This window comes from Streptosporangium sp. NPDC000095, assembly GCF_042899335.1.
GTDB lineage: Bacteria > Actinomycetota > Actinomycetes > Streptosporangiales > Streptosporangiaceae > Streptosporangium.
In genome coordinates, this window is the sequence record NZ_JBIAZS010000008.1 from 1 (window position 1) to 26,723 (window position 26,723).

Consider the following 26,723-nt stretch of genomic DNA (forward strand, 5'->3'; position numbering starts at 1 on the left):
GTGTTGGGGGGTTGCTCTGGGGTGGCCACGTGGGCGTGGGGGGGGCGGGGCGGCGGGGCGGGGGTCCCCGGGGGGGGGGCGGGGGCGCGGGGGGGGGCGGGGGGGGGGCCCGCCCCGCCCCCCGACATGCTGTGCGTCCAAGGTGAGGAGGCCGGCGGTCACCGCGGGTCGTTCACCAACGCGGACGCCGAGGCGATGCCCCTGGAGCGCCTGCTGTCTCAGGTGCGGAAGGTCTCACGGCTTCCCCTCATCGCGGGCGGTGCCGTCGCCACGGCCGCCGACGTCTCCCGGGTCCTGTCGGCGGGAGCGACCGCGGCCGCGGCGGGCACCGCCTTCCTGCTCTGTCCCGAGAGCGGCACCGGCGCGACCCACCGCGCGGCGCTGACCGATCCTCACTTCACCCGCACCGCCGTTACCAGGGCCTTCACCGGGCGCCCCGCACGCGGCCTGGTCAACCGGTTCATGACGGAGTACTCCGGCCGGGCCCCCGCGGCCTACCCGCAGATCCACCACCTGACGGCGCCGCTGCGCCGCGCCGCGGCGGCCGGCGGAGACGCGCAGACGCTGCACCTGTGGGCGGGCACCTCCTGGAGACGGGCACGCGAGGCGCCCGCGGCGGAGGTCACCGCCGGCCTGGCCGCGATCTGAAAACGGCCCTCGGCCCACACCACCGGAAAAAACCAGACCCACCACAGGTCCCAGGCTCGGAAACCACCCGCGTGACAGGTCACGGACAGCCATGCGACCGGTACGCGCCGCGATACGAGAAAGACCGCCGGCTCCGGCTCCTCCCCCGCCGAACACGGCTTCGGCGACCTCACCTGGGGAGGGAGCGCTCCCACCGCAAATGGATGATTGAGCAGGTCAGGATGGGTAGTGACCTTGCACAACTTTCACAGCGACCGTTCTGGTTCTGGCGGACACGTCGGTAGCGCCCCCGGTGAAAGCCACAGACGGCACTCACGTAAAGGGGACGGGCATGCACACCGACCAGCGTGGCCACTGGCCGATCAGCACCGACCTGATCGGCCTGCGGCGGCATCTGCACCGCTACATGAGCCAGGTCGGCCTGGCCGGAACCCGGCGCGACGACCTGCTGCTCGCGGCCAACGAGGCGGTCATCAACGTGCTGGAGCACGGCGACGCGGCCGGAAGCGTGAGCGTCTGGCACGACGAGGCGGACCTCGTCGTCGACGTCGTCGACGACGCCGGACGCCTCACTCCCGAGCAGGCCGACCGTCCCCGGCCCACCCCGGGCTCGGTGCGCGGGTTCGGGCTGTGGCTGATGGGCCGGCTTTGCGACGAGTTCAGCATCCGCCAGAGCGACGGCCGATCCCTCGTCCGGCTGCGGATGCACCTGAACGTCGTCTCCGGCGCCGCCGGATAGCCCGCCGGGGCTCTTTTGACCGGGTCGACGTCGTGAGGTGACCGGTGTCGCAGAAGAACCGCCGTGAGCGGCGACATCACGGCCGGCGGCGTAAGAGGGCCGGGCTGCGGTCATCGCCCGCCGGCCCGCGCCCTGCGACGAGACCGCGTTCCGCACGCACGGCAGGCCGCCGGGCTCAGCCGGTGAGCGAGTCCGGCTCCCGCGAGCGAGCGGCCGTGAACATCAGCGGGGTGCCGACCCCGTGCCGGGCACTCGCGTCGGCGAGAAAGGCGGCCAGCCACCCCAGCGCGTCCAACGACCACTCGGCCAGGGTGCCGCGCAGGGCGACTCGGTGACGGGCGGGACCGAGCCACAACTCGTCGATGACGGTGGGTTCCAGGATCACGTCGTCGTCCGTCACGGTGAGCGAGTCGCACAAGAAGACGTCCTGGTCGAGTTCCCGCATCCACCTGAGCATCTCGGGCGCCGCCGAGCGGATGGACGGATCCTGCCCGCCGTCCAGCGTCACCCGCACCCGTGTTCGCAGGTGCGGGTCACCGTCGGCGAACCAGCCCGCGTCCTGGAGCAGGGTCATCACCGCGCTCCCCTGCGACGAGGTGTCCGTCGGCGCTTCAAGACTCTGCACGGGCAGCAGGACCTGAAGCGCCTCCAGGCGCAAAGCGCCGATACGGGCCACGACGTCGTCCGCGCACGACAGGAACGCCTGCACCGGCAATGGCCGACCGGCCGGGACCGGCGTGGTCAACGACACCTGAAACCACGCGACGCGCGCCGGTCGCGATGATTCCGGAAGCGGATCCTGCCCGGCGTCGTTCATACCCCACAGGCCGCCGGACGCGTTCTGCGCGGCCTCGGTGAGCCATCCCATCGCGGAGGCTCTCGCGGCGAACAGACTGTAGGCGTCGGAGGAGGCGACGAGAGGATATCGCCACGGGTGCGGCACCAGCTCACCGTGCAAAGACACGAGCATGGTGCCGACCGGTCTGATTCTCACGTCGCCTCCTCGGGGTCACCGCCTGCAGTAGATGTTCTGGCCCGGGGTGACGAGCTTGCCCGGGTCGTCGGCCAGGCCGACCAGGTCCACGTCGATGACGCTACGCCACCCGGTCAGGCTGCTGCTGTTGCAGCCCGCACGCCCGGTCGCGCGGTTGCCGGCCCCGCCGCCGGACCTCACCGTCGCGCTGCCCACCGTGCCGGCGTTTCTCCAGCTGCCGTCAGCGTAATACTGCTGCAGCTGCACGGTGACGATCGCGAGCGTGGCATTGCAGTTGCCGTTGATCCACCAGCCGTGCCCGGACGCCTCGAAGGCGGAGCTGGAGACGTGGACGTAGTCGCCCCTGGTCTCGAAGTAACACACCGCGGAAAGCGATCGGCCGTTCTCCGGGGAACTCGTGTTTCTTGAGATCGCCTCACCACCTGCGGGCGCGGGTGCCGGAACGGGAGCGGGCGCGGGCGGAGGGGCGGGCGCGGGTCGCGCCAGGGCCGCGCTCGCCGAGGTCGGTGACATCCCGAGAAGCAACGCGCCCACGATGCCGACCGTCGTGGAGATCGTACGAAAAGAGTGACGCATGACCGCACCTCCGAGCTGAGTCGAGCAGGATCGGGGCTGTCGCGCACCCCCGTCCGGCGGTTGAAAGCACGCGCGGCGCCGACCTCGATCGGCGCGCGGCAAAAATAAAAGTTTCATTGTCGTTCTATTGTGTCAAGAAAATTAAAATCATTAAGCGATGTTTCGCCGCCATATGATTTATGATTTCGCATGCGCGCCGAAATTTCGCTCTTGATTATTTTCGCGGCGATTTATCGCAAATGCCCAATAAGCCGGAAGTGGGGAATTAAATATGTGTTTTTCTGATGATGTGAGCTGGAAATCCTGAGTGTCACGCCGACGGGCGGGCGAGTTTGGCGGCCACGGCGTCGAGGACCCACTCCAGGCCCGTCGCGAAGGACGTCTCGGCGTCCACCTCCGTGCCGTCGTGTATGGCCTTGGCGAGCCCCCGACGCCCGCCCCCCGGGCGGCACGCTGGACCTGCACGAAGAGATGGGCCAGCTCGCGCTGGACAAGGCAGGACTGCTGACGCACTTCCAGGCGCCGTCTCGCCCCGAGGGACAGGCCATGCGCATCCTGGACACGGACGGGACCGTCCTGCGCGACTGGCAACCGCGTCCGGGTGACCGCGCCAATCCCGAGATCGACCGGGGGCAACTGCGTGACCTGCTGCTCGGTCCCCTCGACGTCCAATGGGGACGGGGCGTGATACAGGTGGTACCGGAAACCGGGGACGGCGTGCTGATCCGTTTCGCGGACAGGCGGCAGGAGACGTTCGATCTCGTGATCGGCGCGGACGGCGCCTGGTCCAGGGTCCGCCCGGCACTCTCGTCCGCGACACCGCACTACACCGGCGTCACCCTGGTCGAGACCTCCCTGGACGACGTCGACACCCGCCACCCCGACCTCGCCCGGCTGATCGGCGACGGTTCCGTCGCCGTGTACGGCGTGAACCGCGCCCTCGTCGCCCAGCGCAACAGCGGCGGCCACGTCAAGGTGTACGCCCAGTTCCGCGCGCCGCTGGACTGGTACACGAACCCGCAGCGGCGCACAGGCCCGGATGCGGGCCTGGACCCGGCCGACGTCGAAGCCGTGCGATCAAGCCTGCTCACCCTGTTCGACGGCTGGGCCTACCCCGTCCTCGACCTCCTCCGCCACGGCACCGCCTTCTTCCACCGCCCCCTCCACGTCCTGCCCGTGCCCCACACCTGGACCCATGTCCCCGGTGTGACGCTACTGGGCGACGCCGCCCACCTGATGCCCCCGTTGGGGGCGGGCGCGAACCTCGCGATGCTGGAGGGCGCGGAACTCGCCGAGGCCGTCGCCGCCACCCCGGCCCAGAGGAGCTGGACGAGGCCGTCCGCGCCTTCGAGGAACGGATGTGGACACGGGCCGACAGGTGGGCGAAATTCACGACGGCCGGTCTGGAACGCCTCGTGAGCCCGGACCCCGCCGAAGCCCTCGCCCTCTTCGACGAGGTCCAGCCCTCTTGAACGCCGAGCGCGAGAGCACCGACGCCCGACCGGCCCGTGCGGTGTCCCTGCGGTCACCGGGGACGGTCGCGCCCCTTGGCAACCGAAACAGATGCAGTACCAGCCGACGCTACTGGACGGCTTCGTCACCGAGGCCGAGCTGTCCCTCCAATCGGACAACAAGGGTCTACTGCGGCCTCGATCGCCTGTTTCATCTCCCGTGCGCCGTGCTCGATGCGAACGCGGACCTCGGCGGCTCGCGTGTGGGGCAGCACGTTGGTGGTCCAGATCAGCCGCCCCCTTTCGTCACCCTCCGGGTGGACTTCGAACGAGGCGTGGTGGTGCTCGAGCGGTGGTCTCGCGCCTTCGACAACCGAATAGGTCAAGCAGCGGGAGTCATCATCGATCGCGACAATCAACTCGCGGATGACGTGCCCATCGGGAAAGGTCAGGAACCGCTCGTCCCCATCCAACCGGGTGTCGATGACACGGCCCGGCAACAGACGTTCGTGCACGGCTCCGACGTCACGCAGCACATCCCAGATGTGCTCGGGAGACGCCTCGATGACGATCTCGTGGCGAATGGTCGCGGTCATGGCCGCTGTCCGACCTGGCGCAGATGGTCGGCGAGGCGATGCTGGTTGGCGGCCAGCCGCAGGCACAGGTCGCGCAGAACGATCAGCTCCTCAGGGGTGAACCCCTGGAACATCGCCCGCATGGCGAGCCGCGACGGCTCGCGGAACGCCTCCACCCACGCCCGTCCCGCAGATGTGATCTCGGCCAGGACCGAACGTCGATCCCCGGGGTCGGGAACCCGACGGACAAGCCCGTCGTGCTCCAATGTGTCGACCAGCCCGGTGGCGTTGCGGGGGCTGATCCCGGCCGCCCGGGCCAGCTCGCCGATACTGATGCCGCGTTCGCCGGCGTGGAGACGGATCAGCAGGTCGAGCGCGCCCGCGCTGACCCCTCGCCCCTGGGAGCCGTGGGCGCGCATGCGCTCGACGGCATGGTTGGCGGTCCGGACGGCGGCACCCGCCTCGAAGGTGAGCAGGTCTCCGTCGTCGGCGGCGAACCGGGCCATCGCGACCCTGACCCGAGGATCATAGAGAAAGCCCTCGGGGTCACTCTCATAAACATTTACGTCCTTCATCATGAAGGACAACAATATTACGTGCTTCCATACTTTGTCAGTCTATCCCTGACGGCCCCCAGGAAAAATCGGAGAGGCACACGAAGAAGCAGGGATCGAAGCATGCACGATCGCCACCCTGCCTCCCCGCCCCCCAATGCCCCCACGCCCGGGTCCACCCGCCCGGCCCGCTCTCGGAAAGAGACAGAGCCTCCGGACCGGATACCAGACGAGCCGAGCGACACATCACCGCGATCGAACCGTGTCGGCCCCTAACGGAGACGGGGATCGTGGGCCGTGATCCGGTACCCCACCCCGGGAGTCGTGGTGATGGCCGAGGGCTCGCCGAGCTTACGGCGCAGGCGGCCGATGGTGACCGTGACGGTGTTGGTCAGGGGGTTGGCGTGCTCGTCCCACACCTGTTCGAGCAGGTCCTCGGCACTGAGGAACGCCGGAGCGGCGTGGAGAAGGGCTTCGAGCAGGGCGAACTCCTTGACCGACAGGTCCAGGTGACGGCCGTCGCGGGTGGCGGTACGGCGCAGCGGGTCGAGCTCGATGCCGGCCGCGCGCAGCGTGCGAGGCCGGGCGGTGGGCCGGCGGCGGGCCAGGGAGCGGATGCGCAACACCAGCTCGGGGAAGTGGAAGGGCTTGGCCAGGTAGTCGTCGGCCCCCAGGGTCAGGCCGGTGACCCGGTCGGCGGGCGAGCCGGCGGCGGTCAGCATCAGGACCATGACACGCTCGTCGCGCTCGGCGATCATCCGGCAGAGGGCGTCGCCGTGGATGCCCGGCAGGTCGCGGTCGAGGACGACCACGTCGTAGGCGTTGAGGTCGAGCTTGGCGGCGGCCTCCAGGCCGTCGTGGGCCACGTCCACGGCCATGCCCTGATCGCTCAGGCCTTCGACGAGCACGGCGGCGAGAGCGCGGGCGTCTTCGACCACGAGCACTCTCACGCCGCAACCTCCGCCGGCACGGCCACCAGGGGCAGCGAGATGGCGACGCGGAGGCCGCCTTCCGGCCGGGCCCGCAGGTCGAGGGTGCCGCCGTGCGCGGCGACGATGGCCGCGACGATCGAAAGGCCGAGCCCGGAGCCGCTGCCGGAGTGGGTACGGTCGGTGCCAAGACGCTGGAAGGGCTCCACCAGTCGGTCGACCTGCTCCTGGTCGAAGACGCGTCCGCCGGTCTCGACGACGAGCCGGGCCTTGGTGTCGTCGGTGTCGTCGGTGGTGGTGAGGCGGATCCAGCCCTCTTCGCGGTTGTGGGTGATGGCGTTGTCGACGACGTTGTCGATCATTCGGGTGAGGAGCGTACTGTTCCCCCGCGTCCACGCGCCGTCGTCGACACAGCCCGCCGAGTCGACGACGAGGCGATGGGCGCTGATGTCGGCGGCCCGGGCGTGCAGGGCGGCGCTCGCCAGTTCGCGCAGCGACAGCCTCGTGCGGTCGGCCAGGGCACCGCGCTGGGCGCGGGCGAGCGTGAGGAAACCTTCCAGCAGCCGATCGACCTGATCGAGTTCGGTGCGCAGCCGGCCGGCCAGCGCCACCGTCTGCACCGGTACGGGCTCCGGCTTGGCCAGGGCCACGTCCAAGGACGCGCGCATGGTGGCCAGCGGAGTGCGGAGCTCGTGGGAGGCGTTGGCGACGAACCGGCGTTGCGCGGCGAACGAGCCCTCCAGCCGTTCCAGCAGCTCGTCGACGGTGTCGGCGAGATCTTTGACCTCGTCGGCCGGACCTCGCAGGGCCAGCCGCTCGTGCAGGTTGTCGGCCGAGATCCGCCGGGTGGACGCGGTGATCATCCGCAGTGGGCGCAGCACCCTGCCCGCGACGATCCGGCCCAGGACGACCGACACCACGGCCATGACCCCGAGTGCCAGCGCCGAACCGATCAGGAGCCGGCGTGACTGATCCGCATGGACGTCGGAAAGCCGGGCCTGGAGCCAGGCGATGCGATCCATGGCGGCGGCGAGCGTGACCGGCTCGACCGGCGAGGCCCCAGGGGGCGCGACCTGGCTGACCTTCGTCTCTCCGAGCCCCACCAGGTTGTTGATGGCCAGCAGCCCGACCGCGGACAGCAGGAACATGGCACCGTACAGAACGGTGAAGCGCAATCGTACGGTGCGTGCAGGTCGTCGCCACTTTCGCATGGCATCCAGGATGCCGTGCCTGACCTAACAGCGGTGTGACAGCGCCCGTTCGACCCGTGTTAGGGCCGAGTCCGTACAACCGATCGCATGCGAGCGAACATCGAAGTCAGCGGGCTGCGTAAACGATTCGGCCCGACCCTGGCACTGGACGGCATGTCGTTCACCGTCCTGCCCGGTCAGGTCACCGGGTTCGTCGGCCCCAACGGGGCGGGCAAGTCCACCACGATGCGGGTGATCCTCGGCCTGGACACGGCCGACGAGGGCCACGCGCTGATCGGCGGACGGCCCTACACCGGCCTGCCCGACCCGCTCACCCACGTCGGCGCGCTGCTCGACGCCGACGCGCTTCAACCGAGCCGCACGGCACGCGACCACCTGCTGTGGCTGGCCCACTCCCAGGGCCTGGACGGCAGGCGGGTCGACGAGGTGCTCCACCAGGTCGGGATGCGGACCGCCGCCCGGCGCAAGGCGGGCGGCTTCTCGCTGGGCATGCGCCAGCGACTCGGTATCGCGGCCGCGCTGCTCGGGGACCCGCCGGTGCTCATGCTGGACGAGCCGGTCAACGGCCTGGATCCCGAGGGCATCGTGTGGATGCGCGGCTTGCTGCGGTCGCTGGCCCGCGAGGGACGCACCGTGCTGGTGTCCACCCATCTGATGAGCGAACTGGAGGACACCGCCGACCATCTCGTGGTGGTGGGCAAGGGCCGCGTCATCGCCGACACCAGCGTGGCCGATCTCATCACGACCGCCTCCCGCGGCCGGGTCACCCTGCGTACCGCCGCGCACTCGGAGGCCCTGTCCGCGCTGGGTCACGCCGGCGCCACGACGGCCGTGACCGACCGCGACACGATCGTCGTCTCAGGGCTGCCGCCGCAGCACATCGTCGCGGTACTCAACGCCAACGAGGTGCCGTTCTCCGAGGTGGCGACGCACCGAGTGACGCTGGAACAGGCCTACATGGACCTCACAGCCGACGCGGTCGAATACCGGGGAGCGGCACGATGAGCACTCCCCCCTCACGCTCCGCCGGGCGCGAGGACTTCCGGCGGCTGCTGCGCGCCGAGTGGACCAAGTTCAGGACGGTACGCGGCTGGGTGGTCACCATGAGCCTGGCCGCGCTGGTCACCGTGCTCATCGGGCTGCTGTCGGCCTCCGGCAGCCACACCTCCTGCAGCTCCGGCCCGGTCGAGGTAGCCTGCCCGCCGCCGCTGACAGGTCCGGGCGGCGAAGCGGTGGACGACAAGTTCTACTTCGTGCACCGGCCGCTGTCCGGAGACGGCGGCATCACCGTCCGCCTCACCTCCATGACCGGGCAGATCCGTAAACCCGATGTCACACCGGGGCGGCGTAACGTGGTTCCCGGCCTCGTGCCGTGGGCGAAGGCCGGAATCATGATCAAGGAGAGCGTCAGACAGGGCTCCGCCTACGCGGCGGTGATGATGACCGGCGAGCACGGGGTCCGGATGCAGCACGACTTCACTCACGACGTGGCCGGCCGGCCGGGTGGCGTCTCCCGGCAATCGCCACGCTGGCTCCGGCTGACCCGCTCCGGCGACACCCTCACCGGATACGAATCCACCGACGGTACGAACTGGACCCAGACCGGCATCGCAACCCTGGCCGGGCTGCCACAGACCGTCCAGATCGGCATGTTCGCCACATCGCCTGGAGATCTGACCGTCACACAGGGGGATCTCGGCGGGTCCGTCGCAGCGGTCCGCTTCACCGAGGCCACCGGCGAGTTCGACCAGGTCAAGCTTCAGGGCAACGTCTCCGGCACATGGCGCGACGACGACATCGGCGTCACCATCGCGCCCGACGGGACGAAGCACCACCCGGGCCGCGCCGGCCGGTCCGGCGGCACCTTCTCCGTAACCGGTGTCGGTGACATCGCGCCGGCCATCGAGGGCCCGGCCCCCGAACACCCCCTCAGCGGCGCGCTGATCGGCCTGATCCTCGTGATCGCGGTGGCGGTCATGTTCGTCACCGCCGAATACCGGCACGGCCTCATCCGGACGACCCTGCTGGCCTGCCCGCGCCGCGACCGGATGCTGGCGGCCAAGGCACTGGTACTTGGCTCGACCACCTTCGCCGCCGCCCTGCCCGCCACCACGATCGCGTTCACGGTCGGCGGGCGGATTCTGCGCGACAACGGCAACGCCGTCCTCCCGGTGTCCCCGCTCACCCAGGTGCGCGTCATCGTCGGCATGGCGGCGTTGTTCGCGCTGGCCGCCGTGCTCTCTCTCGCCCTCGGCGCGCTGCTGCGGCGCGGCGTCGCGGCGGTCGTCACCGCCATCACGGTGATCGTGGTCCCGCACGTCCTCGCGGTCACCTCGGTCCTGCCCGACAGCGCCGCGCAGTGGCTGCTGCGCGTCACCCCGGCGGCCGGCTTCGCCGCGCAGCAGAGCATCCCGCAGTACGCGCATGTGCTCGGCCACTACGCGCCCATCGCCGGGTTCTACCCGCTGCCGCCGTGGGCCGGTCTGACCGTGCTGGCCGGCTACACAGCGCTCGCTTTCGGCCTGGCCGTCCTCCGGCTCAGCCGGAGGGACGCATGAGACGTCCTCATCTGCACCCTGCATGGCGACGCGGGAGGAGTGCATGAGCAGGCATCTGCATGCGGAGTGGACGAAACTTCGCACCCTGCCCGATACCGGCCGACTGCTGCTCGCGATCGTGGTGCTGACCGTCGCCGTCGGCGTCGCGGCCTCCGCCGTCGTGTCGTGTTCCCCGGCTGCCTGCGGCCACGACCCCGCCAAGGTCATCTTTTTCGGGGTCCAGGTGAGCCAGGCCGTCGTCGCCGTCCTGGCCGTCCTGGCGATCACCGGCGAATACGACACCGGCATGATCCGCCTCACCCTGGCCGCCATGCCGCGCCGGACCGGCGTCCTGGCCGCCAAGGCGATCACCCTGGCCGGCGTGACCCTGATCACCGGGAGCGTCGCCGTGCTCGCCTCCGCGCTGTCCGTACCGCGCATCCTGCTCGGCAACGGCTTTCCCGCCGAAACGCTCGTCCTCACCAGCGCTCCCATGCTGCGCGCCGCCGCCGGGTCGGTCCTCTATCTGACGCTGATCGCCCTGTTCGGCCTGGGGGTCGCCACCGTCGTCCGAGACTCCGCCACCGCCGTCGGGGTCGTACTCGGCCTGCTCTACCTCTTCCCCGCCCTCATCCTCATGGTCGCCGACGCCGACTGGCAGCGGCTTCTCTGGCAGATCTCCCCGATGAACGCCGGGCTCGCCGTGCAGGCCACCACCGACCTCGCCACGCTCCCCCTCGGTCCATGGACCGGTCTGAGCGTACCGGCGGCCTGGGCGGCCGCCGCGCTCCTGGGTGGGGGGTTGTCTTTCTGGATGCGTGATGTGTGACCAACCGGCCATCTTTACGATGTAGATCAAATTGACCAAGCGGCCCGTGGGCCCTCAGCCGTGGAGCCGCGGCAGTACTTCGGCGCCCAACCGGCGGATGTTCTCCAGGGTGCGGGCGTGCTCGCCCGCACCCTCGACCATGAGGATCAGGTGCTCGAGCCCGGTCACCTCGCGGGTGCGCCTGATCGTCTCCACACAGTGGCCGGCGTCACCCACCGGATGGACATCGGTGAGGAAGTCGACGTACTCCCCCACGTCTCGCCCGGGCCGCCTGCGACCGTCCACCGGCACGTACCCCTTCAGGCCAGGCTCCAGCCAGCGGGGCATCGCGCTCCTCAGCTCGCGTACGGCCACCGCCGTCGAGTCGGCGACGTATCCGACGACGGCGGCCACGTGCCGGACCGCGTCCGCGCCCGGTGAAGGCGACGCGACGGCTCCCTGCGCGGGCGGGAGCGCCGCCTCGTAGCCGGCGAGCATCGCGGCCTTGCCCGCGTCGTCCATGTGCATGCCGAGCAGCATCGGCAGTCCCCGCGTGGCCGCGAGCAGCGCCGTCTGCGACGAGGTGCACGCCACGATGGGCCGCAGCGACGCCGCCGGTACCATCGCGACCTCACGGAAACGGAAGAACTCCCCCGCGGCCGACACCGTACGCTCCCCCAGTGCCCGGCACAGCAGGTCGAGCGACTCGGCGAAGCCGCGTTCGAATCTCGCCAGGCCGGTGCCGAAGACCTCAAGGTCCACCCATGGCCCGCCTCTGCCGACCCCCAGCGCGAAACGCCCGTCCGACAGGTGGTGCAGCATCGCCGCCTGCTCGGCCAGCGCCACCGGGTGCTGCGTGGACAGCACGCTCACGGCCGTCCCCACCCCGATCGTCCGCGTGCCGCCGAGCGCCACCGCCGCCAGCGTGGCCGCCGACGGGCACACCCCGTACGACATGAAGTGGTGCTCGGCGATCCAGGCGTCGTCGAACCCCGCCTCCTCCGCCACCGCGATCGCCTCCACGCAGTCGCGCAGCACCTGTCCCTGCGGCCTGCCGGGGAAACCCGCCGCGACCAGGAAGATTCCGATCCGCATCCTGCCCATCGAACACCTCCGGCGTGGATCTCCTACGTACGGTCCCGGGCCGCCTCGCCGGGCATGGTCGGCTCCGGCGCTCTCAGCCCGCGGGCCGGGTGAGGTGCCGGAGGATCAGGGAGGTGATCTCCCCGGGGCGCTCCATACTCGGCAGGTGCCCGGCCCACTCCAGGTGCACCGTCGTCACCGAGGCCAGTCTGTCGGCCAGGTGGCGGGCCGTCATCTGGAAGTAGGGCAGGTCGTGGGCGCCGCCGACCACCAGGGTGGGCATGGTCACCCGGTCCAGGTCGATCTCCCCCTCCAGCTGCGAAGGCTCGGGGTCAGCGGCGAGCTGGACCTCGAAGGCGTGGCGCTGCATGGCCATCTGCCCGGTGCGGGCCCGCCCGTCCGCCTCGGGGCCGAGCCAGGTGCGGGCGTTGAGCTCCACCGCGGCCTCGATCTCACCCGCCTCCAGCAGCCGGTCCTCCTCCTCGCCGAACACGACGAGGTCGGGGGTGGGTGGCAGCCCGCACCCCGGGTTGAGCAGCACCAGCCGGGAGACCAGGGCGGGATGTGCGGTGGCCACCTCCAGCGCGACCTGGCCGCCGTAGGAGGCCCCGACCAGCGCGGCCCTCTCCACCGCGAGGGCGGCGAGGAGATCGGCCACGTCGCCGGGATCGGAGTAGGGGGTCTCGGAGGCGTACGGTGTGCGGCCGTAACCCCGCAGATCTGGCCGGATCACTCGGAAGCGGGCGGTCAGCGCCTCCCACTGCGGGTCCCACATCCGTGAGTCGGCGGCGCTGGAGTGCAGCAGCACCACGACCTCGCCCGCTCCCGCCTCGTCGTAGGCGAGCGTCATCGGGCCTCAGGAGAACGAGGGTCGTGCGAGGTGAGCAAGAGCATTCGGCCATCGTCGCGGCTGTTTCCGCTCTCCGCAATCGGTTAACCGCAGGGGTACGGTCCCTGAAGCAGGCGAGCCGGGCGGGGGCAGGAGCAAGCCGGAGGAGCCGGACCGGCCGAGGACGAAAGCGGGCCGGACGGCCCGAGGTCCACGAGCGGACCGAAGGACGAGGGCGGGCCGGCTCCGCGAGTGCGCGGTCGACGCGAGTCCGGTGCGAGGAGCGGGCGGGGCCGCCCTCAGCCGGGATCCGTGCCGTACAGCGCGGCGAGGTCGGCTACGGTGGCGGCCATCCGCTCGCGCAGCTCGGGTGGCTCCAGGACCTCGATGTCGGCGCCCAGGCTCAGCAGCTGCCAGTGGGCTTGCTTGGCGGACTGGATCGGCAGGCGCAGCACGACCCAGCCGTGCTCGTCGGGCGGGTCCGCCTTGGCCAGCGCGGCCTCGGCGACCTCCGCGCCCACCGTGTGGCGCAGCATCCTCTCGTTGCCCGGCGCCATCCGCACCACGGCCTCACCGGTGTGCATCCGCTCGCGGAAGCCGGCGGTGTAGTCGCGCCAGAAGGCGGGCAGGTCGAAGTCGGCGGGACGCTCGAAGTGCCCCTGGGCGAGCTCGGCGCTCAGGATCCGCGACACCCGGTAGGTGCGTGGTCCTCCCTCACCGGCGCTCGCCACCATGTACCACGCCCCGCCCTTGAGGACCAGGCCGTACGGGTGGGCCAGGCGCTCGACGTCGCGAGGCCCCCAACGGCGGTAGGTCATCCGCAGCGGCCGCTGCTCCCACACCGCTTCGGCCACCTCCCCAAGGAAGGGGGCCGAGTCGGCGTCGCCGTACCAGCCGGGAACGTCCAGGTGGAAGCGCCGGCGCATCCGGGAGGCGAGCGAGCGCGGCTCGGGAGGAAGCGCGGCGAGCATCTTCAGCTCGGCGTTGGCCGCGACCTCGGCCAACCCCAGGTCGGCGGCCGGTCCCGGCAGTCCGGCCAGAAACAGGGAGGAGGCCTCCTCGGCGGTCAGCCCGTTGAGACGGGTGCGATAGCCGTCCAGCAGGCGGTATCCGCCGACGGGGCCGCGGTCGGCGTAGACCGGCACCCCGGCCGCCGACAGCGCCTCCACGTCCCGGTAGACCGTGCGGACGGAGACCTCCAGCTCCTCGGCCAGCTCGGTGGCCGTCATCCGACCGCGGCTCTGCAGGAGTAGCAGCAGTGAGAGCAGACGACTCGCGCGCATGGCGGCCATTGTCCCGCACGTTTGCCAATCTCACACAGCCTATGTTCAAATGAACACGTGGAGAGTAACAATCGCATTCGCGCGATCATGTCGGCACTGCGCGCCAGCGACGTCGTCTCGGTCGCGGAGCTGGCGGTCGAGCACGCCGTCTCTGAGATGACCATCCGCCGCGACCTCGACGAGCTCGCCCAGCAAGGCGTGGTCAGGCGGGTGAGGGGTGGCGCGGTGAGCCTGCTACTGCGCGGCGAGGAGCCGCCCTTCGGGGTGCGCGAGCGCGAGGCGGTGGAGGCCAAGCGACGGATCGCCGCCGAGGTCGCGGCCCTGCTCGCCGACGGGGAGGCCGTGCTGCTCGACAGCGGCACCACCTCCCTGGAGATCGCGCGCGTGATCCGCGACCGCCGTCTCACGGTCCTGCCGCTCTGCCTGCAGTCGGCCACCGAGCTCAGCTCGGCCTCCCGGATCCGCCTGGTGCTCCCCGGAGGTGAGGTCCGCCCGGGCGAGCTGAGCTTCACCGGCCCGCTGACGGAGAGCGCCATCCGGTCCCTGCGCTTCGACACCGCGGTCATCGGCTGCTGCGGCCTGTCCGCCGAGCACGGCCTCACCGCCCACGACCTGTCCGACGTCGCCGTCAAGCAGGCGGCGATCGCCTCGGCCCGGCGCGTGATCGCGGCAACCGACTCCGGCAAGTTCACCCGCACCGCGTTCGGCGCCGTCTGCCCGCTGGACCGCCTCGACATGGTCATCACCGACACCGCGCTGCCCCCCGCCGAGCACGACGCCATGATCGCCGCAGGCGTCGCCGTCCGCACGGTCTGACCCACACGACCTGAATCACACGCCTGATCCGCATCACCTGCGCCGCCGCACCTGTCCCCCTCGATCCGCATCACCTGGTCCGCACCGTCCGAACCATGCCGTCCGCCCCACGTCGCCCGACCCCGGCGACCGGCCGGAACCGGAATCCTCGCTCGGCGAACCCGCCGGAGACGCAACGGCCCACCCGCCCTCCTCCGATCCGCACCGTCCGACTGGAGCCCTCCCCCATGCACGTCACCACCTTCGACCGGGCCGCGCTGCTACGCGGCCGGGTCGCGGTCTATCTGCTCTTCCTGCTCTCGGGCATGTCCATCGGCACCTGGACGGCGCGCATCCCGTCGATCAAACAGGGGCTGGGGCTGAGCGAGGGCGAGCTCAGCCTCGGGCTGCTCGGCATCGCCGCCGGGGCGATCGCCGGCATGCAGGTGGTCGGCCGCCTGGTCGACCGCCACGGCAGCGTCAAGGTGATGCTGCCGATGGCCTTCGCGCAGGCCCTCGTGCTGATCCTGCCCGCCTTCATGCCGAACCTCGTCGGCCTCGCCCTCGCGCTGTTCGCCTTCGGCGCGGTGCACGGCACGCTGGATGTGGCGATGAACGCCAACGCCGTCGAGGTCGAGCAGGCCACGGGCCGTCCGATCATGTCGTCCTTCCACGCCGTGTTCAGCATCGGCGGCTTCCTCGGCGCCGCCGCGGGAGGGCTGCTCGCCCAGGCCGCGTTCAGCCCCGGGCAGACGTTCACCGCGGCCGCCGTCGTAATCGTCGCGCTCGCGCTCTGGGCCACCCGCTGGGCGCTGTCCCTGACCGCGCACACCGCCCCCACCGGGACGGGGGCGGCGGCCGGCGGCGGAAACGGAGGCGGTGGGGTGCTGCTGCTGGGCGTCCTCGCCTTCTGCTGCATGATCGGCGAAGGGGCCGCGGCCGACTGGAGTTCGGTCTATCTGCGCGAGAGCCTCAACAGTTCCGACGGGTTCGCCGCGGTCGCCTACGCCGCCTTCTCGATCATGATGACCGCGGGCCGTCTCGCCGGCGACAGGCTGGCAGCCCTGCTGGGACCGGTGAACCTGGTGCGCGCGTGCGGGGCGTTGGCCGCCTCCGGGCTCGGCTTCGGCCTGCTCGCCGGAAACCAGATCGCCGCGGTGATCGGTTTCGGCTGCTTCGGGGCCGGCCTGTCCTGCATCGTCCCGCAGGTCTTCTCCGCGGCCGGTAGACGTGACCCGGCCCGCGCGGGAAAGGCGCTGGCCAGGGTGGCGAGCCTGGGGTACGTGGGATTTCTCAGCGGGCCCGTGCTGATCGGCGGTGCCGCCGAGCTGGTCGGCCTGCCTCGCGCGCTCGCCATTCCCGCTCTGCTCGCTCTTTTCGTCGCACTGGCCGCGAGAGCGCTCAGGACCCCGGCCTTTACAAAGTAGATCAAAAAAGCGCACCCCGCCGGACGGTCAAAGAAGTGACAGTGCCCGGGCGGCGACCCCGGCCATGCCCAGGCGTTCGGCCAGGCGCAGCGCACGGCGCAGCAGATGGGCGGCCTCCCCGCCGGGATCCCTCGCCTCCTCCCCCACCGAAGCCGCTGCCAGGGCCCCTGACGAGTCCGCTACGAAGCCTTCCGCTGCGTCCCCGCGGGCCTCCCGAGAAGAATCCGCGCCGTCTCGCACCAGCAGAGCCCTGGCGCGGTCGAGGTGAAGGTGCGCGATCAGCGGGGAGGCGGCGTCGGCGAGCAGCAGCGCCTCGTCGAAACAGCGCAACGCCTCCTTCGCGTCCCCCTCGGCCAGCGCGAGCAACCCGAGATAGCGCTCGGCCGGCCCCAGCAGGATCGCCGGCCACCCGGCGAGCGCGATCTGCCCTCGGTGGGCCGACAGACGCCCTCGCACCAGAGCGGCGCACCGCGACAGTTCGGGGTCGCCGTGCCCCGCCTCGATGAGAAGCGCGCACGACTCGGCCAGCAGGGCGAGCGTCGGGACCGACCACCCCTCGGGCGGCAGCGCGCCGAGATCGGAGGTCTCGCGGAAGAACGCCCTCAGCCGGTCCCTCGCGTCCTCGTGCCCGCCGAGCTCGCAGAGCGCCAGGATGAGCGCCGCGCGCCAGATCGGGAAGTACTCGTACTCGACCGCCTGCCTGGCGAGCCCGGAGTCGAAGATCTCCCCCAGCCGTCCCTGCTCGCGCAGCAGCCAGTAGTGCTGCGCGAGCAGGGTCTGCCGCAGCGTGTCGGCGAAGACCGTCTCGCCCTCGCTCTCCTCGTCCAGTCGACGCCACTCGGCCAGGACCCGCTCCTCGGCCCGGCCGAACTCCCCCTGCCAGACGTCCATCAGCGTGTCCAGGGTGTTCTGCAGCCAGGCGCCGAAGACCCGGTGGTTGCGCGCGACGTGCCTGCGGTGACCGGCCACGGTGGCGGCGGCCTCTCTCAGACGGCCCAGCCGGAGCCGGTCGACCGTGAGGGCGACCATGGCCTCGCTGCGAAAGTGCGCCGACGCCGCCTCGATGCTCGCCTCCCTGAGCCGTTCGGCGATGCCCAGCAGCTCTTTCGGCGGCGCGAAATCGTACAGGCCCCATCTGCACTCGTTGAGCACCTCGCAGCGGATGAGCGGCCCGGCCCCCGACCTCTCCAGCTCGCCCAACGTCGCGCGGGCCAGCTCCACTCCGGGCCGCAGGCCCTCGTACGTGGGGTCGAGGCTGTCGCTGACCGCCATGGTCAGCTTGTGGGCGAGGTGCGCCTGCAGTTGCAGCCGTAGCGCGACCGCCTCCTCACCGATGTCGTCGCGCAGCGCCTCCAGGCTGCTGCCCAGCACGTGCAGCAGTTGCCGGTCGGCCTGTCCGGGGGCCGACCAGCGGCGCGCCAGCCTGATGGCCGCCACCGCCGCGAGCCTCGGCAGTTTCTCGCCGTCGCGATGGGCCCGCAGGTACAGGCGCTCGGCCTCCTCCAGGTCACCGGCGTCGGTGCGCGCGTCCCCCAGCGTGATCAGCAGGCCGACCCGGGTCTCGGCGTCGCACCGCATTCCCAGCCCGGCCAGTGCCCAGGTGATCGCCCCCTCGGTGGCGAAGCCGCGTTGCTGTGCCCGCGCGGCGCCGAGGCAGGCCGCGGCGACGCGTTCCTCGGGCAGCCCGCTTCCCGAGGAGCGGGCGTGTTCCGCGACGCGTACCGGCAGCGCCGGGTCGATCCAGCCGTCGCCGCTGATCCGCGCCGCCCGCTCGTCCAGGATCTCGAACGCCCGCCGGTGCAGTTCCATCGCGAGTGCCGGGTGGTGCCTCAGCTCCCGCAGCAGGCTCTCCCTGATCGTGTCGTGGCCGAAGCGCAGCCCCTGGTGGTCGATGAGCGTTCCGGCCGTCACGGCCACCGCGCGCCTGCGGTTCGCCTCATCGGTGTCGATCTCCAGCATCTCCGCGACGAGATCGGGGTCGATCTCCCTGCCCAGGGCGGTGACGGCCGCCGCGGCGAACCAGCGGAACATCGGGCTGGAGGCGGTGTCGTGCCCGGGGAGGTCGCGGGGCAGGTCACCGGCCTCGGTGATCCGGCACAGCTCCAGCGGCAGCCCTTTGGTGCCGTCCATCGCCCTGCCGGTCTCCGCGCGGGTCGGTTCGCGGCCCCAGGTCGCGCCCAGCCATTCCGCCACCTCCTCGATCCCCAGCCGTGACAGCGTCAGCACGTCCATCCGCCCTCGCCAGCGCGACGGCTCCGAACGGTCGGTGAGCACGAAGCCGACGGGAGTCTCGCCGAGCCTCCCGAGCTTCCCGAGGGCCTCTCGCACCTTGTGCAGCAGGTCCTCGGCGTCGGAACGGAGCAGGTGGGCGTCGTCGAAGACGATGAGCAGGCCGGCGCCGCAGGTCAGGCGCAGCAGGGCGACCAGCAGGTCGACCAGCCGCCGCGGGTCGCGTTCGTGGCCGGGTCCGCCGAGCGAGACGAACAGGCCCGCCGACATCAGTCCCTCCAGCGTCTCGCGCTCCTCGGGGCCGATCGGGACGGCCGGGCCGGCCAGGTCGCGCCGCAGATCCTCCCACAGGGTCCCGACCAGTACCCGCCACGGCTGGAGGTCGCCGAGTTCCTGGCACGGGACGGTCACCATGCGCACCTTCGGTGGCAGCAGCACGGCCAGCTCCTCCACGAGCCTGGTCTTGCCGACTCCGGGTACGCCGCAGACGGCCAGGGCCACCGGCTCGCCGCGTCCGAGCCGTCCGGCCAGGGTGGACAGCAGCAGGATCTCGTCCCTGCGGCCGATCAGGACCCGCGGGGCGCCGTGACCGTAGGCGCGGGCGGCGGGGGGTGACGGCGGGTGGCCGAGGCCGTGACCGCGCAGGGCCAGCAGGTCCTGCGCCCGGCTCACCGCGTCGTCCCCGGGGGAGATCGCGCGGCGCCGCTCGATCATCTCCCTCGCGACGACCGCTCCTTCGTCGCGCAGCGCGATGAGGAAGCGCAGCAGCCACAGCGGGCCGCTGTCCTGCTGCCCGTCGGCGAGGACCTCGCCGGTGAGGAATTCCGCGTCGCCCAGCAGGTCGAGCCGGATGGCGACGCGGGCGATGAGCCTGATCAGCTCACGGCGCCGCTCCCTCAGCCCGGCGTGGTAGCTCTCGCAGACCCTGGGCGGGATCCACGCGCCCGCCAGCGACGCGAACGGGTCGCCGGACCACTGTCCGAGCGCCTCTCTCAGCGTCCGCAGGGACGCGGCGAGGTCGCCCTGTTCCAGCAGTGTCCGTCCGTCGCGCAGGTAGGCCTCGAAGCGCCGGGTGTCGACGGTGGCGGCGAGGCGTCCTGGCGCGTCCTCGACCAGCTCGTAGACGTGTGAGCGCCTGGCCCCGGGGATGTCCAGCCCACTGCCGCGCAGCAGTGCGCGCAGCCGCGAGACGGGCGGTGCCACCTCCACGTGCCGGTCCGCGGCCGGTTCGGACAGCCCGGAGGCCAGGGCGGCCGGGGAGATCGGGCCGCGGGCGGAGACCAGCATGGCCAGCGTCTTCGCCAGCTGCGGGTTGATCTCCTGCGGCACTCCGTCGATCACGATGTCCACGGTGCCGAACAGCCTGATCTCGAAGCTCGCCACATCCACCGCCCAAAAGGATCGATTCGTGTTTTTCCGGCGACGGCTCCGGCTGCAAGGTCATCGCAAGGTTGTTCGCCGCATCGTGGAGATGAGCGCGGAAACCGGCTCGAAGCGCTCGACAACGATGTCACAGGAGACGCCCTCATGGCCAAGATCGAGGACTTTTCCGTCGGCCCGCTGGACGACGGCCAGCTGAAAAAGGCCAGAGAGAATATTCGGCGCGAGAGAAGTGCAGGATCAGATAAACCACTAAGTGTGGCAATAATGGGACAAACAGGAGTAGGTAAGACGTCTCTCCTGAACAGCCTTTTCGGTACCGATCTCGCCGTCGGCCACGTCCGGCCGGTCACCCGGAGACCGGAACCCGTCTCGGTGGCCGGCACCTCACGTCACATGCTGACCTTCTGGGACATGCCAGGCATCGGGGAGTCCGACGCCGCCGACGAGACCCACCTGGCCATGTATCTGGAGAGACTGATCCACTGCGACGTCGCCATCTGGGCCTGCCACGCCGACAGCCCTTCCACCGCCTATGACGAGCAGTGCCTGCGCAGGCTGCTCGACACCGTCGCGATCGAGACACGACGGCTCATCATGAGCAAGCTCACCTTCGTCCTCACCAAGGCTGACGTGCTCGCCCCTCCCCCGTGGATCTTCGACATGCGCGGGGACCGGGGCACCTTCGGCCCCGGCGGGGCGCTGCTGCGTCGCCTGGAGGAGAAGGCCGCCTACTACGAGAGCGTCTTTCTCGAACCCCGCGCCGACCTGCTCCTGGCGAGCACCTACGGCACCGGGGAGTTCACCGTCTCCGACGAGAGGCTCGGCTTCGACCGCCGGGGGGTTCACTACCGCGGTTATTTCTCCCAGCAGGTGTGCGACACCTACTCGGAGCGCTATCCGGCGCACCGGGAGGTCTTCTCCCGGCTGCGCGACAACCATCGGGTGCTGCCCTGTTCGGCGCTGTTCAGGTTCAACCTCACAAGGCTGATGACCGGCGTCGTGAACAGGCTCGGTCCCAGCGCCGTCTTCCGCTTCCGGCGCCTTCTCCAGGAGGTGGAGGAACTCGCCGAGGTGCCGGTGTCCACGGCGCGCACGTACGGCAATCTGATGATCTGGGACGGTGAACGCGGCACCAAGGCGTTCGACCTCGCCGAGATCCCCCTCTGAGCGGAAGAGGAGGATCCCGGCGGCGGCCGGAGCGGAGGGTCAGGCCGTACGGAGCCAGACGGCGGTGTCGGAAGGAAGAAGGTTCTCCTCCAGCGGGCCGCTGGCGAGCAGGACCGACTCGTGGGCGGGCAGGGTCACCGGCTCCGCGCCGAGGTTGACCACGCAGACCAATCCCGACTCCCGGCGGAAGGCCAGCACCCCGTCCCGCGCCTCCAGCCAGGTCAGCGTGCCGTCGCCGAGCAACTCGCGGCGCAGGTGCAGCCCGGCGCGGTAGAGGGTGAACATGGACGTGGGGTTGGCGGCCTGGGCCTCGGCCGTCAACGCCTTCCACTCCAGCGGCTGCGGCAGCCACGCCTGCCCGGCGCCGAACCCGAACGGCGGCTCGTCCCCCGACCACGGCAGCGGCACCCGGCAGCCGTCGCGGCCCGGGTCGGTGCGGCCAGAACGCACCCAGATCGGGTCCTGGCGCAGTTCGCCGGGGATGTCCTCGACCTCCGGCAGTCCCAGCTCCTCACCCTGGTAGACGTAGAGCCCGCCGGGGAGCGCCATCGCCAGCAGCGCCGCCGCCCGGGCCCTGCGCTCACCCAGCACCGGGTCGGCGGGCATGCCGTGCTTGCGGTCGGCGTGGCTGAAGGAGGTGTCGGCCCTGCCGTACCTGGTCACCGGACGGGTCACGTCGTGGTTGGACAGCACCCAGGTGGGGGGCGCTCCCAGCGGGACGTGCGTGGCCAGGGTGAGGTCGATCGACCCGCGCAGCGCGGCCGCGTCCCAGGCGCACGCCAGGAAGTCGAAGTTGAACGCGGTGTGCATCTCGTCCGGGCGCAGATACCGGGCGAACCGCTCCTGGTCGGGCAGCCACACCTCGCCGATCAGGATCCGGTCGTCGTACTCCTCGGCCACCCGGCGCCAGCCGCGGTAGATCTCGTGGACCCCGTCGAGGTCGGTGTAGGCCTCCTCGCCGCCCAGGCTGTCCATGTCCTTGACCAGCAGGGCGGCCGAGTCGATCCTGATGCCGTCCACGCCCCGGTCGAACCAGAACCGCAGCACGTCGTGGAACTCCTCGACGACCTCCGGGTTGTCCCAGTTGAAGTCGGGCTGTTCCGGCGCGAACAGGTGCAGGTACCACTCGCCGTCGGCGATCCGGGTCCACGCCGGCCCACCGAAGATCGACTGCCAGTCGTTGGGCGGCGACTCGCCGCTCTCGCCCCGTCCCCGGCGGAAGTGGAAGCGTTCGCGCTCGGGTGAGCCCGGTCCGGCCTCCAGCGCCCGCAGGAACCACCGCTGCCGGTCGGATCCGTGGTTGGGCACGATGTCGGTGATCGTCTTGATCCCCAGGGCATGCGCTTCGGCGATGAACTGCTCCGCCTCGGCGAGTGTGCCGAACGACGGCTCGATGTCACGGTAGTCGGCCACGTCGTACCCACCGTCGGCCATCGGCGACGGGTACCAGGGGTTGAGCCAGATCGCGCCGACGCCCAGGTCGGCGAGGTACGGCAGGCGCGCGCGCAGTCCCGCGAGGTCGCCGACGCCGTCGCCGTTGCCGTCGGCGAAGCTCCGGAGGTAGACCTGGTAGATCGCGGCTCCCCGCCACCACGTTTCGGACATGCTGGAACAACTCCTTAGTAAGCGTAGGTGGGTGACGAGGTCAGCCCTTGAGGCTGCCGGCGGTGAGACCGGCCATGATGCTGCGCTGGAAGACGAAAAAGACGATCATCGTCGGGATGCTCGCGATCACCAGCGAGGCGATCAGCACGTTCTGCGGCATCTGCGCCGAAAGGGAGGCGATGCCCACGCTGATCGTCATCTTCTCCCCGTCCGGCAGCACCAGCAGGGGCCAGACGAAATCCTTCCAGACGTTCACCACCGAGAGGATGGACACCACGCCGAGGATCGGCCGGGAGACGGGGAGCACGATCGACCACAGGATGCGCACCGGAGAGGCGCCGTCGATCTGCGCGGCCTCCAGTAGTTCCCTGGGGATCGAGTCGAAGAAACGCTTGAGCAGGAAGACGAAGAACCCGTTGGCCGCGGCGGGAAGCCAGATCACCCAGGGGGTGTTCAGCAGGTCCCAGCCGAAGATCGGCATGTCCTTCACCGTCAGGTAGGCGGGCAGCAGGATGACCATCGGCGGGATCATGAGCGTGGCGAGCATCATGCCCAGGACCACGTTGCCCAGCACCGGCCGCAGCTTCGACAGCGCGTAGGCGGCCGAGACGTCGACGGCGAGCGTGAACAGCCAGGCGCCGCCGGCGTAGACGACGGTGTTGGTGAGGAACAGCCCCAGGTCCAGCTGGTCCCACGCCTCGGCGTACACCCCGAGGTCGAAGGAGGTCGGGAAGAAACTCGGCGGGATCTGGGCGAGTTCCTCCGGGGTCTTGAGCGCGCCGGTGACCATCCAGTAGAGCGGGAAGACGAACACGGCGGTGAACAGGAGCACCACCGCGGTCAGCACGACGCGGTAGATCAGCCGCCCGTGCGGGGTGGTGAGGGTGTGCGGGGAGACCAGGCTGCGCACCTCCCGCGCCGCCTCCCTGGGCCTGCGCGGCCGCCCTCCCCTCTTTCCCCCGCCGGGTTCCGGCGACCGGACGGGAGCCGGGCGAGCAGGTTGCACGGTGAGGTTCGACATCGGCGCTTGCCTCCTTAGCTCTGGTTGTCCCGCGACAGGCGCAGGTAGAAGGCGGAGAACACCATCAGCACGACCATGAGCATCAGCCCGAGCGCGCCTCCGGCGCCGAAGTCACCGAAGTTGAAGGCGTACTGGTACATGAGGTAGGCGACGGTGAGCGTCGCGTTCTCCGGGCCGCCGCCGGTGAGCAGGTACGGCTCGATGAAGACCTGCATGGTCGCCACGATCTGCAGCAGCAGCATCACCAGCAGGATGAGCCTGGTCTGCGGGATCGTCACATGCCAGACCCGCCGGATGAGCCCCGCGCCGTCCAGCTCCGCGGCCTCGTACAGCTCGCCGGGGATGCTCTGCAGCGCGGCGAGGTAGATCAGCGTGCCGGTTCCCAGGTTCATCCAGGTGGAGACGACGACGAGGGAGACGAGCGCGGTGTCGGTGGAGTCGAGCCAGCTCAGGGCCGGCAGGTGTGCCAGGTCCAGGATCTGGTTGAACAGGCCCGCTCCCGGGTCGTAGAACCACTTGAACAACAGCACCCCGACGGCGGGCGGCAGCATCACCGGCAGGTAGACGACGAACCTCAGGTAGGCCCGCGCGTGACGCAGCTCGTTCAACACGATCGCCGCCACGAACGGGACGAGGTAGCCGAACACGAGCGCCAGGCCGGTGAAGGCGAGGGTGTTGAGCCACGCCTGGGCGAACGCCGAGTCCTCCGTCACGGTACGGAAGTTCTCCAGGCCGACCCAGGTGGGCTCGTCGACGAAGTTCGTCTGCTGGAAGCTGAGCAGGACCTCCCTCACCATGGGGTACCAGGAGAAGAAGGCGAAACAGATCAGCGCCGCGCACAGGAACCCGTATGCGGTCAGGTTGCGCCGCACTCCTTGCCGCAAGGCCCCCGGCTTCCGCCTTCGTGGACCTTTCACGGTCATTGTGGTCATCGGTTGACTCCCGATATCGACATGAGTGCCGGGGTGCCGGCCCATGGGCCGGCACCCCGGGCATCAGCGGGTCAGCTCGACTTCGCCAGCACCTTGTTCGCCTTGGCCTCGGCGTCGGCCAACAACTTGTCGATGTCGGCGTCCTGCCTGGTCAGCACCGCCGACATGGGCACGTCGAGGATCGCGTAGAGCTCCTGGGACTTCGGCGGCTCAAGCTTGTTCTGGATGGCCGCGGAACCGTCCACGAAGGTGGTGAAGTTCTCCACGGGCACGGTGGCGTTCGCCTTGCGCAGCTCGGTGATCTCCTTGCCGGGAGCGGTGTCGCCGTACAGGTCGGGGATCGGCAGGCCGACGGGGCGGCCCTGCTGCTTGTTGCGCGCGTAGTTGAACTGACCCTGGCCGGGGGTGAGCTCGTGGAACTCCAGCCACAGCAGGGCGGCCTTGATCTTCTCGGGGGTGGCCTTGGGGTGGATCATGTAGCCGTCGCCGCCGTTGAGCGAGGCCTTGGCCTCGGGCAGCGCGGTGACCCCGTAGTCCTCGAACTTGCCCTTGAAGTCGTTGTTCACCGCCTGGACGACGTCGGGGGCGCCGATCATCATGCCGAGCTTGCCGCCGCCCATCATCCGCATCAGGTCCTCCCACTGCAGGAGCTGCTTGGCGCCCATGCTGTTGTCGGTCCAGCGCATGGTCTTGAGGTTCTCCAGGACGGCCTTGCCCTCGGGGCTGTTGAAGGCCGCGGCCCTGCCGTCGGGGGTGACCATCTCGCCACCGCGCCCGTAGAGGGAGGCCGCGAAGTGCCAGCCGCCGGTGTTGCCGGCGCTGTACTCACCGAAACCGACGTATCCGGGGCCGAGATCACTGATCTTCTTGGCGGCGTCGCGCACCTCGGCCCAGGTCTTGGGCGGCGCGTCGGGGTCGAGACCGGCCTGGGTGAAGAGCTTGCGGTTGTAGACCAGGCCCATCGAGTAGTTGTTCCTGGGCAGGCCGTAGAGCTTCTCGCCCTCCTTGAAGATGCCGAGGACGTCGGGGCGCAGGTCGTTCAGCTTGGTGACACCACTGGCGTAGGGGGCGATGTCGGCGGCCTGGCCCGCGGCGATGATCTTCTTGACATCGGTGTAGTAGACGTAGAAGACGTCCTCCATCGACCCACCGGCCAGCTTCGCCTGGAAGGTGTCGGGGTTGATGCAGGGGAAGGCGTCCTTGCTCTCGATCGTGATGTTCGGGTGCAGCTTCTTGAACGCCGCCACGTCCTCGTCCCAGGCGGTCCGCTCCAGCGGGTTGCTCTTCGGCGGCTGACAGCCGACGGAAATCGTGACCGGAGCCTCGGCCCCGGCGGCACCCGGCGTGCTGTCCGCGGCCGGGGATCCGCTGTCGTCATTGCCGCACCCTGCGGCGGTGAGCGCGATGGCCGCGGCGAGCAGCATCGCGAGCTTGGGGGATTTCATCCGAGGCACTCCTTGGCGGGTCGGTTACGAGAAAGATATAGAGGCGTGCAGAGTGCAGCAAGAGTCCACCTATTCAGATGCAAAAAAGTGACAGTGATCGGTCTGCCATCCCCCCGTAACTTCTTGGCCCTCAGCGGACCCCCTCCCCGTCCGCGCGATCGACGGCGACAGGAGGAATCGGCGACACGGAACGGTCAGCCCGATATGGGCCCAGACCTCCGCCGGGGGGCGATGGAGGCACAGGACCGTCGATTCGGGACCGGACGACGGCTCGCCCTCGACAGAACCTCGACATCGATCGGCGCCACACATGAAAGTCGATGACATTTTTCGCAAATATTTGCATCGCTTACCGGAAAGGCGGCATCCGTTCGCGGGGATGACACGCCGTGAGCGGGTCCGACGCGTCCCGGCGGCGCGCCCTTCCCTCCCGCGTGGCGGCCCCGCATACTCCCCTGGCCGTACACCCCGAGGTGCGGCCGTAGCCTCGTACGCCACCGGG

General features: G+C 70.3%; 23 protein-coding genes. 9 read left to right on the forward strand and 14 right to left on the reverse strand.

The features are described 5' to 3' along the window. The first annotated feature begins 126 nt into the window (after positions 1-126). Positions 127-648, forward strand: coding sequence for a nitronate monooxygenase (locus tag ACFY3V_RS18855; protein ID WP_389774769.1), 522 nt, complete (start codon positions 127-129; stop codon positions 646-648). 331 nt (positions 649-979) lie between these two features. After that, the gene (locus ACFY3V_RS18860) at positions 980-1,387 is read left to right on the forward strand and encodes an ATP-binding protein (RefSeq protein ID WP_362904613.1); all 408 of its coding nucleotides are present in this window, start codon (positions 980-982) and stop codon (positions 1,385-1,387) included. 175 nt (positions 1,388-1,562) lie between these two features. On the opposite strand, the gene ACFY3V_RS18865 is transcribed toward ACFY3V_RS18860, so the two are convergent. Both ACFY3V_RS18865 and ACFY3V_RS18870 read right to left on the reverse strand, forming a co-directional pair. Further along, complete coding sequence (locus ACFY3V_RS18865; protein ID WP_389774773.1) at positions 1,563-2,381, reverse strand: hypothetical protein; 819 nt, start codon at positions 2,379-2,381, stop codon at positions 1,563-1,565. A gap of 15 nt (positions 2,382-2,396) precedes the next feature. Further along, complete coding sequence (locus ACFY3V_RS18870) at positions 2,397-2,957, reverse strand: hypothetical protein (RefSeq protein WP_350949907.1); 561 nt, start codon at positions 2,955-2,957, stop codon at positions 2,397-2,399. A 471-nt stretch (positions 2,958-3,428) separates the two neighbouring features. Between ACFY3V_RS18870 and ACFY3V_RS18875 the strand changes: the two genes are divergently transcribed. Further along, positions 3,429-4,376 (forward strand): FAD-dependent oxidoreductase, encoded by a 948-nt coding sequence (locus ACFY3V_RS18875; RefSeq protein WP_389774776.1) that lies wholly within the window; start codon positions 3,429-3,431, stop codon positions 4,374-4,376. A gap of 178 nt (positions 4,377-4,554) precedes the next feature. Here ACFY3V_RS18875 and ACFY3V_RS18880 read toward each other — a convergent pair whose 3' ends face one another. The 4 genes from ACFY3V_RS18880 to ACFY3V_RS18895 all read right to left on the reverse strand — a co-directional run bounded on the left by ACFY3V_RS18880 (position 4,555) and on the right by ACFY3V_RS18895 (position 7,677). Then, positions 4,555-5,004, reverse strand: a complete 450-nt coding sequence (locus ACFY3V_RS18880) for an SRPBCC family protein (RefSeq protein ID WP_389774779.1) — start codon at positions 5,002-5,004, stop codon at positions 4,555-4,557. Next, the gene (locus ACFY3V_RS18885) at positions 5,001-5,561 is read right to left on the reverse strand and encodes a MarR family transcriptional regulator (RefSeq protein ID WP_362904605.1); all 561 of its coding nucleotides are present in this window, start codon (positions 5,559-5,561) and stop codon (positions 5,001-5,003) included. Before ACFY3V_RS18885 ends, ACFY3V_RS18880 begins: the two co-directional genes overlap by 4 nt. Positions 5,562-5,809: 248 nt before the next feature. Further along, the gene (locus ACFY3V_RS18890; protein WP_362904603.1) at positions 5,810-6,487 is read right to left on the reverse strand and encodes a response regulator transcription factor; all 678 of its coding nucleotides are present in this window, start codon (positions 6,485-6,487) and stop codon (positions 5,810-5,812) included. Continuing rightward, positions 6,484-7,677, reverse strand: a complete 1,194-nt coding sequence (locus ACFY3V_RS18895; RefSeq protein ID WP_362904601.1) for a HAMP domain-containing sensor histidine kinase — start codon at positions 7,675-7,677, stop codon at positions 6,484-6,486. Before ACFY3V_RS18895 ends, ACFY3V_RS18890 begins: the two co-directional genes overlap by 4 nt. 87 nt (positions 7,678-7,764) lie before the next feature. On the opposite strand from ACFY3V_RS18895, the gene ACFY3V_RS18900 reads away from it, so the two are divergent. The 3 genes from ACFY3V_RS18900 to ACFY3V_RS18910 are packed head-to-tail and all read left to right on the forward strand — an operon-like array spanning position 7,765 to position 11,043. Continuing rightward, positions 7,765-8,682 (forward strand): ATP-binding cassette domain-containing protein, encoded by a 918-nt coding sequence (locus tag ACFY3V_RS18900; RefSeq protein ID WP_362904599.1) that lies wholly within the window; start codon positions 7,765-7,767, stop codon positions 8,680-8,682. Further along, on the forward strand, positions 8,679-10,235 hold the full coding sequence (locus ACFY3V_RS18905) for a hypothetical protein (RefSeq protein ID WP_389774784.1): 1,557 nt from the start codon (positions 8,679-8,681) through the stop codon (positions 10,233-10,235). The genes ACFY3V_RS18900 and ACFY3V_RS18905 overlap by 4 nt, the downstream gene beginning before the upstream one ends. Positions 10,236-10,278: 43 nt before the next feature. Next, a complete protein-coding gene (locus ACFY3V_RS18910) occupies positions 10,279-11,043 on the forward strand; it encodes an ABC transporter permease (RefSeq protein ID WP_389774787.1) in 765 nt (254 codons plus the stop codon). Positions 11,044-11,097: 54 nt separating this feature from the next. Here ACFY3V_RS18910 and ACFY3V_RS18915 read toward each other — a convergent pair whose 3' ends face one another. From ACFY3V_RS18915 to ACFY3V_RS18925, 3 genes are all read right to left on the reverse strand, one after another. Then, positions 11,098-12,117: an LLM class flavin-dependent oxidoreductase gene (locus ACFY3V_RS18915; protein WP_389774790.1), complete on the reverse strand. Its 1,020-nt coding sequence runs from the start codon at positions 12,115-12,117 to the stop codon at positions 11,098-11,100. An 82-nt stretch (positions 12,118-12,199) separates the two neighbouring features. Next, a complete protein-coding gene (locus ACFY3V_RS18920; RefSeq protein ID WP_389774793.1) occupies positions 12,200-12,955 on the reverse strand; it encodes an alpha/beta fold hydrolase in 756 nt (251 codons plus the stop codon). Positions 12,956-13,233: 278 nt separating this feature from the next. Then, entirely contained in the window at positions 13,234-14,217 is a 984-nt protein-coding gene (locus ACFY3V_RS18925) for a YafY family protein (protein WP_362904590.1), read from the reverse strand. A gap of 57 nt (positions 14,218-14,274) precedes the next feature. On the opposite strand from ACFY3V_RS18925, the gene ACFY3V_RS18930 reads away from it, so the two are divergent. Together ACFY3V_RS18930 and ACFY3V_RS18935 are read left to right on the forward strand one after the other, a co-directional pair. Next, positions 14,275-15,033 (forward strand): DeoR/GlpR family DNA-binding transcription regulator, encoded by a 759-nt coding sequence (locus ACFY3V_RS18930; RefSeq protein WP_350949898.1) that lies wholly within the window; start codon positions 14,275-14,277, stop codon positions 15,031-15,033. 227 nt (positions 15,034-15,260) lie between these two features. Then, positions 15,261-16,439, forward strand: a complete 1,179-nt coding sequence (locus ACFY3V_RS18935) for an MFS transporter (RefSeq protein WP_362904588.1) — start codon at positions 15,261-15,263, stop codon at positions 16,437-16,439. Between the two features lie 27 nt (positions 16,440-16,466). Here the strand turns inward: ACFY3V_RS18935 and ACFY3V_RS18940 are convergent, their stop codons facing one another. Beyond that, the gene (locus ACFY3V_RS18940) at positions 16,467-20,057 is read right to left on the reverse strand and encodes an AAA family ATPase (RefSeq protein WP_389774798.1); all 3,591 of its coding nucleotides are present in this window, start codon (positions 20,055-20,057) and stop codon (positions 16,467-16,469) included. Positions 20,058-20,195: 138 nt separating this feature from the next. Here ACFY3V_RS18940 and ACFY3V_RS18945 point away from each other — a divergent pair, with 138 nt between their 5' ends. After that, positions 20,196-21,218, forward strand: a complete 1,023-nt coding sequence (locus ACFY3V_RS18945; RefSeq protein ID WP_389774801.1) for a GTPase family protein — start codon at positions 20,196-20,198, stop codon at positions 21,216-21,218. Between the two features lie 39 nt (positions 21,219-21,257). Here ACFY3V_RS18945 and ACFY3V_RS18950 read toward each other — a convergent pair whose 3' ends face one another. The 4 genes from ACFY3V_RS18950 to ACFY3V_RS18965 form a co-directional block, all read right to left on the reverse strand. Next, positions 21,258-22,823, reverse strand: coding sequence for a glycoside hydrolase family 13 protein (locus ACFY3V_RS18950; RefSeq protein WP_362923541.1), 1,566 nt, complete (start codon positions 22,821-22,823; stop codon positions 21,258-21,260). A 40-nt stretch (positions 22,824-22,863) separates the two neighbouring features. Continuing rightward, on the reverse strand, positions 22,864-23,844 hold the full coding sequence (locus tag ACFY3V_RS18955) for a carbohydrate ABC transporter permease (RefSeq protein ID WP_350949893.1): 981 nt from the start codon (positions 23,842-23,844) through the stop codon (positions 22,864-22,866). A 14-nt stretch (positions 23,845-23,858) separates the two neighbouring features. Then, positions 23,859-24,728 carry a carbohydrate ABC transporter permease gene (locus ACFY3V_RS18960; protein WP_389774805.1) on the reverse strand — a complete coding sequence of 290 codons (870 nt, stop codon included), beginning with the start codon at positions 24,726-24,728 and terminating at the stop codon, positions 23,859-23,861. A 119-nt stretch (positions 24,729-24,847) separates the two neighbouring features. Further along, positions 24,848-26,221 (reverse strand): extracellular solute-binding protein, encoded by a 1,374-nt coding sequence (locus ACFY3V_RS18965; protein WP_362905991.1) that lies wholly within the window; start codon positions 26,219-26,221, stop codon positions 24,848-24,850. Positions 26,222-26,723: the final 502 nt, after the last annotated feature.